Origin of the sequence: Corynebacterium lipophilum (assembly GCF_024102595.1) — a bacterium.
Taxonomy (GTDB): domain Bacteria; phylum Actinomycetota; class Actinomycetes; order Mycobacteriales; family Mycobacteriaceae; genus Corynebacterium; species Corynebacterium pseudogenitalium.
Window position 1 is genome coordinate 370,067 of record NZ_JAEUWV010000001.1, and the last position, 10,180, is coordinate 380,246.

Annotated in this window: 9 protein-coding genes; all 9 read left to right on the top strand. The window is 57.0% G+C overall.

The features are described 5' to 3' along the window. The first annotated feature begins 1 nt into the window (after nucleotide 1). The 9 genes from pdxS to JMN37_RS01830 all read left to right on the top strand — a co-directional run bounded on the left by pdxS (nucleotide 2) and on the right by JMN37_RS01830 (nucleotide 10,052). Nucleotides 2–886, top strand: coding sequence for a pyridoxal 5'-phosphate synthase lyase subunit PdxS (gene pdxS / locus JMN37_RS01790; RefSeq protein ID WP_369822168.1), 885 nt, complete (start codon nucleotides 2–4; stop codon nucleotides 884–886). 41 nt (nucleotides 887–927) lie between these two features. Then, nucleotides 928–2,439: a depupylase/deamidase Dop gene (dop, locus tag JMN37_RS01795; protein WP_252930887.1), complete on the top strand. Its 1,512-nt coding sequence runs from the start codon at nucleotides 928–930 to the stop codon at nucleotides 2,437–2,439. Beyond that, nucleotides 2,432–2,617 carry a ubiquitin-like protein Pup gene (locus JMN37_RS01800; protein WP_252930888.1) on the top strand — a complete coding sequence of 62 codons (186 nt, stop codon included), beginning with the start codon at nucleotides 2,432–2,434 and terminating at the stop codon, nucleotides 2,615–2,617. Before dop ends, JMN37_RS01800 begins: the two co-directional genes overlap by 8 nt. Beyond that, the gene (gene pafA, locus JMN37_RS01805) at nucleotides 2,614–4,029 is read left to right on the top strand and encodes a Pup--protein ligase (RefSeq protein WP_252930889.1); all 1,416 of its coding nucleotides are present in this window, start codon (nucleotides 2,614–2,616) and stop codon (nucleotides 4,027–4,029) included. The genes JMN37_RS01800 and pafA overlap by 4 nt, the downstream gene beginning before the upstream one ends. Further along, the gene (locus JMN37_RS01810; protein ID WP_070477132.1) at nucleotides 4,019–4,975 is read left to right on the top strand and encodes a helix-turn-helix transcriptional regulator; all 957 of its coding nucleotides are present in this window, start codon (nucleotides 4,019–4,021) and stop codon (nucleotides 4,973–4,975) included. The genes pafA and JMN37_RS01810 overlap by 11 nt, the downstream gene beginning before the upstream one ends. Next, nucleotides 4,972–5,913 carry a helix-turn-helix transcriptional regulator gene (locus JMN37_RS01815; RefSeq protein WP_252930890.1) on the top strand — a complete coding sequence of 314 codons (942 nt, stop codon included), beginning with the start codon at nucleotides 4,972–4,974 and terminating at the stop codon, nucleotides 5,911–5,913. The genes JMN37_RS01810 and JMN37_RS01815 overlap by 4 nt, the downstream gene beginning before the upstream one ends. A 36-nt stretch (nucleotides 5,914–5,949) precedes the next feature. Next, the gene (tatA, locus tag JMN37_RS01820) at nucleotides 5,950–6,240 is read left to right on the top strand and encodes a Sec-independent protein translocase subunit TatA (protein ID WP_070362472.1); all 291 of its coding nucleotides are present in this window, start codon (nucleotides 5,950–5,952) and stop codon (nucleotides 6,238–6,240) included. A gap of 115 nt (nucleotides 6,241–6,355) precedes the next feature. Further along, the gene (gene tatC, locus JMN37_RS01825; RefSeq protein WP_252930891.1) at nucleotides 6,356–7,273 is read left to right on the top strand and encodes a twin-arginine translocase subunit TatC; all 918 of its coding nucleotides are present in this window, start codon (nucleotides 6,356–6,358) and stop codon (nucleotides 7,271–7,273) included. Nucleotides 7,274–7,277: 4 nt separating this feature from the next. Then, nucleotides 7,278–10,052, top strand: coding sequence for a DEAD/DEAH box helicase (locus JMN37_RS01830; RefSeq protein ID WP_252930892.1), 2,775 nt, complete (start codon nucleotides 7,278–7,280; stop codon nucleotides 10,050–10,052). The last annotated feature ends 128 nt before the right edge of the window (nucleotides 10,053–10,180 follow it).

The following is a 10,180-nucleotide window of genomic DNA, read 5'->3' on the forward strand; positions in this document are numbered from 1 at the left end:
CATGACTGATTTTTCGAAACATGCAGAGTTGACCAACAGCTTGCGCGGCGGCGTCATCATGGACGTCGTGACCGCAGAGCAGGCGAAGATTGCGGAGAATGCCGGCGCCGTTGCCGTCATGGCACTTGAGCGAGTCCCGGCAGACATCCGTGCCCAGGGAGGGGTGGCGCGTATGTCCGACCCCGACCTCATCGAAGAGATCCTCGACGCGGTGGAAATCCCAGTCATGGCAAAGGCCCGCATCGGACACACGGTCGAGGCCGCGATCTTGGAGCATCTCAAAATCGATTACATCGATGAGTCCGAGGTGCTCAGCCCAGCTGACTATGTCAACCACATCGATAAGAACGCGTTCAACACCCCCTTCGTGTGCGGTGCGACAAACTTGGGTGAAGCACTTCGCCGCATCAATGAAGGCGCGTCCATGATTCGTTCCAAAGGCGAGGCTGGTACTGGTGATGTCTCCGAGGCCACGAAACATATCCGCACTATCAAAGCCCAAATCGCACAGCTGCAGGCTACGGTAGCGTCTAACCCAGATGAGCTCTACGTCGCGGCGAAAGAGCTGCAAGCCCCATATGATCTGGTGAAGTACGTTGCTGAACACGGCGAGCTTCCCGTTGCCCTGTTCACCGCTGGTGGCGTTGCAACACCGGCTGACGCAGCTCTGATGATGCAGCTTGGCGCTGACGGCGTCTTCGTCGGCTCGGGCATCTTTAAGTCCGAGCATCCAGAGAAGCGCGCGGAAGCTGTCGTTCGTGCAACCCGCAACTGGCAAGACATCGCCGAAGTCACAGCAGCTTCACGCGGCCTTGGCGAGGCAATGGTTGGCATTAACGTCAGCGATCTGCCTGCGCCGCATCGCTTGGCTGAGCGTGGCTGGTAAATGCCAGCACGGGAGGTAGCGTCGCGGTACAGTCGTGAGCCATGGGACGTTTCATGGGAACAGAAACTGAGTATGGCATCACGACTCCGAGCGACCCGACGCTCAGCCCGCTCATAACCTCGACGCATGCCGTCGTGGCGTACGCTGCGATGCATACGAGTGCTCGAAGCCGATGGGACTACGCGGAGGAACACCCGCTGAAGGATACTCGCGGATACGACCTCCAACGCTATCGGACGGTTCCTGTTGTCGACCCAAACGCGATTGGCGTGGCTAATGTGGTGACTACTAACGGCGCTCGGTATTACGTCGACCACGGCCATCCTGAATACTCCTCCCCGGAAGTTGATAACGCCTGGGACGCCATGCTGTACGACGCCGCTGGTGATCTCTACTTGCGGCAGTCCATGGACGACATCCGCGATCTCTGGGACGAAGGTATTTCGGTGCTTGACGGCGCTGCACCATGCCCACCCATTAAGTTCTACAAGAACAACGTCGATGGCAAGGGCCAGTCGTACGGCAGTCACGAAAACTACCAGTACTCACGCCACACTGACTTCGCAGCGGTGGTAGAGGGGCTCATGCCGTTCTTCGTCACTCGGCAGGTCATCATTGGCGCCGGACGAGTCGGCATCGGGCGCGAAAGTGAATATGCCGGTTTCCAGATTTCACAGCGCGCAGACTACTTCGAGCAGGAAATCTCACTCGAAACGACACTGAACCGAGGCATCATCAACACGCGCGACGAACCACACGCTGACGCTACACAGTTTCGACGCCTCCACGTCATCATCGGTGACGCCAACATGAGCCAGTACTCCAACTTCTTGAAGATGGGCATGACCAAACTCGTGCTCGACGCAATCGAAGTTGGAGTGGACTTCTCGGACCTCACCATCCAGGACCCGGTTGCTGAGCTGCAACGCATCTCCCACGACCCAACGTGCACACACAAACTACTTCTTGCCAACGGTAGGCGCTGCACAGCAATCGAGGTGCTCCGGGAAATCCGAGATCGGGTGCAGGGGCTGCCAAACGAAGGGGACGTCGATAAGCGAGTGCTCGCTCTTTGGGCTGAAGTGCTCGATGATCTCGCAGTCGACCCACTGCGCACCGCGGATCGCCTTGATTGGACGGCCAAGTGGGCGCTTGTGCGCTCGTTCATGGACCGAGGAGTAGCCGCGGACGACCCAAAGTTGAAAATGATCGACATCCAGTACGCTGACATAGATCCTGCGAAATCGCTGTATCACGCACTCGTCCGAAAAGGATCGATACGGACGCTAGTAGGCGATGAGGAGATTGCTCACGCAGCAAAGAACCCGCCGAGAAACTCCCGCGCATACTTCCGTGGCAAGGTAACCGAAAAGTTTGGGGAAGAGATCGCGGCATCGAGTTGGCAGTCCATCGTTTTCAGGATTGAGGATCGAATGGTCCGCGTGCCGCTCGACGATGTCAATGGCTGGACGTATGAGCAAACTGCCCAAATCATCAACCGCGCTACAACGGCATCGGAGCTGCTAAACGCGCTAGGGTATAAGCATGTCTAAGCAGCAACAAATGTTCGGTGGAGGAGACACCCCGGAACCGCAGAATGAAGAAGGCAGCAACGCCCAAGCCCAGGTCGAGGTGACAGGCACTGACGATTTACTCGATGAGATTGATGCCTTGCTTGACACGAACGCTGAGGAGTTTGTGCGCTCATTCGTTCAAAAAGGTGGCCAATGAGTTCCGAACACCCTGCGCTGTATGCGCGCCGAATCATGGGGGTAGAGACGGAGTTTGGGCTCGCCGCCTACGCACATGGGCAATCCATCCTTGGCCCGGAAGAGCTTTCGCGCTACTTGTTCCGGCCGGTAGTTTCGCGCTATCGGTCGTCGAATATCTTCACCCAGAATGGCTCTCGGCTCTATCTCGACGTAGGTGCGCACCCTGAAATCGCGACGCCAGAGTGCGACTCACTGATGCAGCTCTTGCAATACGACAAGGCTGGCGAGATGCTCTACCACCAGCTTGCGCTGCATGCAGAGGAAGCCCTTGCACAGGAGGGGACTCCGGCCCAGGTGTACCTGTTTAAGAACAACGTCGACTCACAGGGCAACTCTTACGGTGCACACGAGAATTATCTAGTGAGTCGAGCAATCGTCCTGAAGTCATTCAGCAAGCAGCTCCTGCCTTTTTTGATTACGAGACAGCTAATATGCGGCGCAGGAATGATCAATAAGGGCAAGTTTGTGCTGTCCCAGCGCGCCGACCAGGTGTGGGAAGGGGTTTCATCTGCCACCACGCGCACGCGTCCCATTATTAACACTCGAGATGAGCCACACGGAGATTCTCATCGATTCCGCCGAATGCACGTCATCGTCGGTGACTCCAACATGTCGGAAACTACGTTCGCGCTCAAGGTAGGCGCGACGCAGCTGGTCATTGAGATGCTCGAGGCTGGCTTCCCGATGCCGAACGTGGAGCTCGAAGATCCGATCAAGCATATTCGAGCGATTGCGCTCGACCCGACTGGCCAAACGCTCCTTACTTGTAAAGATGGTTCAACTGTTACAGCACTCGCGGTGCAGCAACAGATTCTTGACGCCGCCACAAAATGGCTGACACAACGGCCAGACGAGGGAACCTCAAACGAGGAACTCGGTCGGGTAGTGGAGCTATGGCAAAGAGTGCTGACTGCAATCGAGACGCAGGATTTCTCTGCGGTTGACACAGAGATCGACTGGGTGATCAAACACAAGCTCTTAGAGCAAGTTCGTGAAAAACTAGACACGGACTGGTCACATCCGAAATTGGCACAGATTGATTTGACCTATCACGACATCAACCCGGAGCGTGGTCTGTTCTACCTGCTGCAACGCAAAGGCCTCGCGGCGCGTTGGACTACCGACGCGGACATTCGAATAGCTGCTGAGCAGCCTCCTGCCACGACTCGCGCCGCGCTGCGGGGCAGGTTCCTCTCAGCTGCTCGGGACTACAACGCGGAGCACAACGTCGACTGGGTGCACCTGAAAGTAAACCGTCCAGAGCCTCGAACGCTCAAGCTTCTCGATCCCTTCGAAACCGAGAACGCTGACGTCGACGCCTTGATCCAATACATCGTGGACAACCATCAGCAGGAGCATCATGACACGTAGTGATGTAATGACTTCCCGGCAGCTGAACTTGGCGTTCGCGTTACTGGGGTCACCGCGTCCGAGGACACAGCAGTGGATTGCCAAGCACGTCGACGGATACGCTGATCGAACTCCAGAGGCCCTGGAGAAACTGATTAAGCGCGACGTCGACGACCTTCGCCGTGTTGGCGTGCCCGCAGAAACTCGAGCAGGCGAGGCATGGATCGAACACGATAAATATGAACTCGAGCCGCTCAACCTCACTGTTGAGGAGGCAACGGCGCTTGGTCTCGTAGTTGATCTCAGCCAGGCGGGACGCCTAGGCGCGTTTGCGCGATCCGGTTGGACAAAGATCGCGGCATCTGGCGTTACCAGGATGTTTGATAGCCCAACCATTGCGTTCGTCGACAACGACATCATCAACCTCGACCCTGATGTACTCAAGGCGGCCTTGGCTTGCGCACGCACCAAGACCCGCATGACGTTCGATTTTCAGCCAGCTCCAGGTACGTCGCTCCAGCGCCGAACGCTCGACCCGTGGAGCGTCGTACCTCTCAATAACAAGACTTACCTTGTTGGTTGGGACTGCGATCGCGGCCAAGAGCGCGTCTTCAGACTGATGAAGGTGAGCAACATCAGGAAGTCGAAGAATCAGACATCGTTTCACGACGCCACCAAGGACCCGCGTGACGTACTTCAGAACGTACTTCGTGGCCCGCTTGCCGATGCCGTGGTGGAAATTTCAGCTGGTGTAGGCGAGGAGCTATCGCTGCAAGGAGAGCGCTCAGAAGGCTCTGCAGCGGGTCTGGACCGGATAGCTGTCAGTGGGGTCGAACGCGACTGGCTCGTGCGCACTCTCGCGAGCCTTGCTCCGCATGTGCGCTCAATTACGCCGCCCGATATCCACGAAGAGGTATCTGCGCTCTTGCGCAAACAGCTTCGAGGACAGGAACGAGTTGAAGCATGAAGCAAGACACTGCTGTCGAACGCCAGGTGCGTCTGGCACGGCTTTTAAACCTGTTGTCATACCTGTCGCAGCACCCAGATCGTTCACCAATGGAAATAGCGCGGGACATCGGAACTGACGCGGAACAGGTGAAAAGCGACTTGGCGATGCTCCATTTGTCGGGAGTTGGCAATGGCCCCGGGGAGATGATTGATCTCAAACATTCGTGGACCGAGGTGACCGTCATTGACGACCAAGGTTTGAGTCGGCCCTTGCGTCTCACACCAACCGAGGCAAACACATTGTTACTACTGCTCGACTCATTCGAGACCATGCCAGGCCTGCTCGACCAAGCGGCGCTGAGTTCTGCAGCAGAGAAGTTGCGAGCTGTAGTTGGCAGTACCTCCGTGCTTGACGCGGATGGGGAGCAAAGCGATCAAGAATCCATCCTGGGGATACTTCAAAGTGGTTTGCAGCAAGGCGTTCAAGTGCAGGTGACATACTTTTCGCCTTCCTCCGATACGCTTCGTGAGCGCCAGTTGACCGGTATTCGGTTCTTTCACCAAGGTGGTCACACCTATTTCACGGCGCTGGATAGAGGAGAGGAGAAGAGCTTCCGAACTGACCGAATTCGTGAAGCTCGGTTGACCGAAGTTCCAGCCGACCGTTCTGCGGTGGGCAAGACGTTTGACGGCTCCGACCCGTTTGGCTTCGACTCCGAAAACATCGCTAACCTACTCGTATCTTCCGATGCGACATGGCTTGCGGACTACTGGGAAATCGAAATCGGTGATGCCTATGATGACGGACGGATTGAGGCAACCATGGTCTACGGGTCCGCGGACTGGCTTATCCGTTTCTGCCTTAGCCAAGGAGACCGCATCGAACTCATCGGTCCGCCAGAGCTGGCTGATGAGGCACGCCGTCGTGCGTTTTCCGGCTTAGAGGCATTAGAATAGCGGAGGACTCTACCCAAGCAGTGTGAAAGGAATCCAATGCCGAATTTAGGTTGGATGGAAATCCTCATTATTTTGGCCATCGTGCTGTTATTGTTCGGGGCAAACAAGCTTCCCGACTTGGCACGTTCGATGGGTCGCTCCGCCCGTATCTTCAAGTCTGAAGTCAAGGAGCTGCGCAACGACGACGAGACGCAAGCTACTCCGCAGCAGCCTGCGCAGAGCCAGGAACCTAAAGAAATCGCTCCTCCATCGAATCCACAGCAGCAAACAGGCCCTAACGCTCAGCAAAGCTTTTGGGACGCGCCTGAGAACCAGCACCGCCAGTAGCGTTTGTTGTTAAGGAATTCTTGGAGGTCGTAGTTCAGTGGGGCAACAGCAAGTTCCGCCTGCACAAAAGGCAGGTCGTCGATTTCGTCGGAAGCCAAAGAATGCTACCGGCGAGATGACGCTCGTTGAACACCTGAAAGAGCTACGACGCCGCGTCATCGTCTCGCTCGTCGCAGTGTGCGTCGGCACCGTTGTGGGATTCATTTGGTATCAGTCTGCGCCTTTTCACTGGTACCCACTCGGCGAAATCATTCGAGGTCCGTACTGCAACCTCCCGACTGAGCTTCGAGCAGACTTCACAGGTGATGGCAATTGTCGTCTCTTAGCGACGGGCCCCTTCGAAATGTTCATGCTGCGGCTGAAGGTAGGCGCGCTCGCTGGGCTCGTCATGGCATCACCAGTGTGGCTGACCCAAATTTGGCGATTCATCACGCCGGGGCTCCACAAGAACGAAAAACAGTACACATTCACGTTTGTGACGCTTGCGGTACTGCTCTTCGTGGCCGGGGCGATGCTTGCGTACTTTGTTTTGGACAAAGGCCTGTACTTCCTGATGACGATGGGCAGCGAGGTGCAGATTGGCGCGCTGTCTGGTGGAAGCTACTATAACTTTTTGCTCGGGCTCATCGTCGTCTTTGGTGTGAGCTTCGAAGTCCCCCTCATCATCGTGATGCTCAACGTCGCGGGCATCATTCGTTATGAACAGGTAAAAGATAAGCGCCGGATCATCATCGTTGGGATCTTTATCTTTGCGGCGTTTATGACACCCGGCCAGGACCCGTTCTCGATGGTCGCGCTGGCACTCTCCATCACACTCCTCGTCGAGTGCGCATTCCAGTTCTGCAGGATCAATGACAAGCGCCACGCCAGGAACAGACCGGACTGGCTCGACCTCGACGACGACGAGTCCTCAGGACCTATCGACGCAGCTTCGCCAATCGAAAAGGCAGCACCGATTGGTGACGTAGCGGCCGTCGAGAAGCCAAAGCCCGTGCACACGTTTACCGAGGATCCATTCAACGACGTACTGTAGGGGCATGTCCGCTTCCTCTGACTCGTTTCTCGCACAGTTTCAAGCCTCGAAGGATTTTCCGCTCGACCCATTCCAAATTGAAGCTTGCCAGGCACTCGAAGACGATCGGGGCGTGCTCGTCTGCGCCCCGACGGGATCCGGGAAAACCGTAGTCGGTGAGTTCGCCGTTGCGCTGGCGCTCTCGCGAGGCACAAAGTGCTTTTACACCACACCAATTAAGGCGCTGAGCAATCAGAAGTACCACGACTTCGTCGCTGCATACGGCGAAGAATCCGTTGGACTGCTGACAGGCGACGTGAGCATCAACGGTTCGGCGGACATCGTCGTGATGACGACAGAGGTACTCCGAAACATGGTGTACGCGGAAGCTCCTCGCCTGGACCGACTAACCCACGTGGTAATGGATGAAATCCACTTCCTCGCAGACCCGGAACGTGGACCTGTTTGGGAGGAGATCATCCTCAACTTGGACGACTCCGTCCAGATCGTTGGGCTTTCGGCGACTGTGTCGAACTCGGAAGAGTTCGGTGAATGGCTCAACACTGTTCGTGGCGATACGACCGTGATTGTTTCCGAAGAACGTCCGGTTCCGTTGAGTCAGTACATGATGGTTGGCAAGAAGGTCCTTCCATTGTTCGAGCCTGCCAACCCATCCTCCGAGCCCGAACTTAACAGGGCTTTGGCGCATCAGATCGCCCGTATCGAGTCTCGAACGACGGAAGAAGGCGCGGATGACTTTCATGAAGGTCGCGGGTTCCGTGCCCGCTCGAGTGGACGTCGCCATGGGAGGACGCGCCAACAAGACCGCTACCGCCCGGTTGGGCGGCCGGAAATTGTCGAGGTGCTCGATGGGCTAGAGATGCTTCCGGCAATTGTGTTCATCTTCTCTCGAGCGGGATGCGATGGCGCTCTCTACCAATGCCTCCGTTCGCGGAAGGAACTCACGACAGAAGAGGAACGTGCACGTGCCGCCGAGATCATCGACGCGGGTGTTGAAGGCATCCCGGAAGAGGATCTCAAAGTACTGAACTACCGGCAGCTTCGCAGCGCGTGGCTGAGGGGGTTCGCTTCGCACCACGCAGGGCTATTGCCCGCGTTCAAGCACATCGTCGAGCAGTTATTTGTGGAAGGGCTCGTCCGGGTGGTGTTTGCGACGGAAACGCTGGCCCTGGGCATCAACATGCCGGCCCGAACCGTCGTGCTGGAGAAGTTGGTCAAGTTCAACGGCGAGGGCCACGTAGACCTCACACCAGGGCAGTACACCCAGCTCACGGGGCGCGCCGGTCGGCGAGGGATCGATGTGCTCGGCAACGCTGTTGTGCAGTGGGCGCCAGCGATGGACCCGCAGTATGTAGCTGGATTGGCGTCGACAAGAACGTATCCACTCATTTCACCGTTTGCTCCCGGCTACAACATGGCTATCAACATGCTTGCCATGAATGGTTTCGACGACTCCATTCGACTTATCGAGCAGTCATTTGCTCAGTTCCAAACCGACCGATCCGTGGTTGGCGAGGTGAGGGACCTAGAGCGGTTGGAAGGCAAAGTTGCTCGACTTCGCGCCCAATTATCCCGCGATATCTCTTCGTACGCGCCACCATCAGATCACGCGATTGAGGACCTGTTGGAGTACTTGGACATCCGACATGCTCTCAGCGTGGAGGAGAAGAAAGCACGGAGAGACGCGCTCGACAACCGGCACACCGAGGTCGCTCGCGTGCTGGCCCGACTGGAAGTCGGCGAGATCATCGCGCTTCCTGGTAAACGTCAACCGGAGCTCGCGGTCGTGGTTCAGCCCGCCGGCAGACACGACGATCCGCGCCCCTGGGTCACCACCGAGCGCGGCTGGTCGAGCCGCATCAACGCTGATTTTTTCAAGAACACTCCGCTCGTCGTAGGACGAATGAAAGTTCCGCGGCATACGCGGGACCAACCACGCAAATTTGCGAAAAAGATCGCAAGCCAGCTTCGCCACGCCCCGGTGCATGCACCAAAGCGACTGCGTGAGAAAGCCCGGTATCGCACTCCAAAATCCGTCACCAAACTTCGCGAGCAACTTCATGCGCACCCCGTCCACTCATGGCCGGCCACGGACCGCGAAATGCTGGCCCGAGTAGGCGAGAAGCTTGCCCGGGAGCAGCGCGCACTTGACCGGATGAGCAGACAAGTAGACAACGCCACCGACACACTTGGCAGAACATTCGAGCGCTTGATCGGGCTCCTGCAAGAACTCGACTACGTGGAGCTCGTGGAAGGCGAATTCCAAGTCACTGATGAGGGCGAGCGTTTAGCAAAGCTGCACAATGTTTCGGACCTCCTCGTTGCGCAGTGCCTAAAACGCGGGATCTGGGACGAGTTGGACCCCGCCGAGCTCGCCGGTGTCGCCTCGATGGTCGTGTTTGAGAACCGCCGTACCACGGGAGGCTCCCCGGAGGCCGCTACAGAGCCAATGGCCCACGCAATGAATGAAACGATGCGTGTGTACGGCGAACTCGTTTCCGATGAACAGCGCCACAATCTTCCACTCACCAGAATGCCAGACCCACATTTCTCACTCGCGTTGCACCAATGGACCGCCGGCGCACCGCTTGGGTACGCGCTTGCAGCCGCGGCAGAATCTGGCGCGGAACTGACCGCGGGCGACTTTGTCCGATGGTGCCGGCAGGTGATCGACCTGCTAGAACAGGTGAAGAAGGTCGGCTACAGCGATGAGATTCGCAACAATGCGAACCGCGCGATAGAAGCTATTCGACGCGGTGTAGTAGCAATCGGGAACTAGTGCTGTGATGTCTAGGGACTTTTTGGACACGGAGTCCAGGATGTTTTTGGACGGGATGTCTAGTGGCTTTTTGGACGGTTACGGCGGTGGAATAGCCGGATGGCTATTCCATTGCATAAACGTAGAAA

Bases quoted from the DNA above. Each gene is read 5' to 3' on its own strand.
- pdxS (WP_369822168.1), top strand. From the start codon at position 2: ATGACTGATTTTTCGAAACATGCAGAGTTGACCAACAGCTTGCGCGGC.
- dop (WP_252930887.1), top strand. From the start codon at position 928: ATGGGACGTTTCATGGGAACAGAAACTGAGTATGGCATCACGACTCCG.
- JMN37_RS01800 (WP_252930888.1), top strand. From the start codon at position 2,432: ATGTCTAAGCAGCAACAAATGTTCGGTGGAGGAGACACCCCGGAACCG.
- pafA (WP_252930889.1), top strand. From the start codon at position 2,614: ATGAGTTCCGAACACCCTGCGCTGTATGCGCGCCGAATCATGGGGGTA.
- JMN37_RS01810 (WP_070477132.1), top strand. From the start codon at position 4,019: ATGACACGTAGTGATGTAATGACTTCCCGGCAGCTGAACTTGGCGTTC.
- JMN37_RS01815 (WP_252930890.1), top strand. From the start codon at position 4,972: ATGAAGCAAGACACTGCTGTCGAACGCCAGGTGCGTCTGGCACGGCTT.
- tatA (WP_070362472.1), top strand. From the start codon at position 5,950: ATGCCGAATTTAGGTTGGATGGAAATCCTCATTATTTTGGCCATCGTG.
- tatC (WP_252930891.1), top strand. From the start codon at position 6,356: ATGACGCTCGTTGAACACCTGAAAGAGCTACGACGCCGCGTCATCGTC.
- JMN37_RS01830 (WP_252930892.1), top strand. From the start codon at position 7,278: ATGTCCGCTTCCTCTGACTCGTTTCTCGCACAGTTTCAAGCCTCGAAG.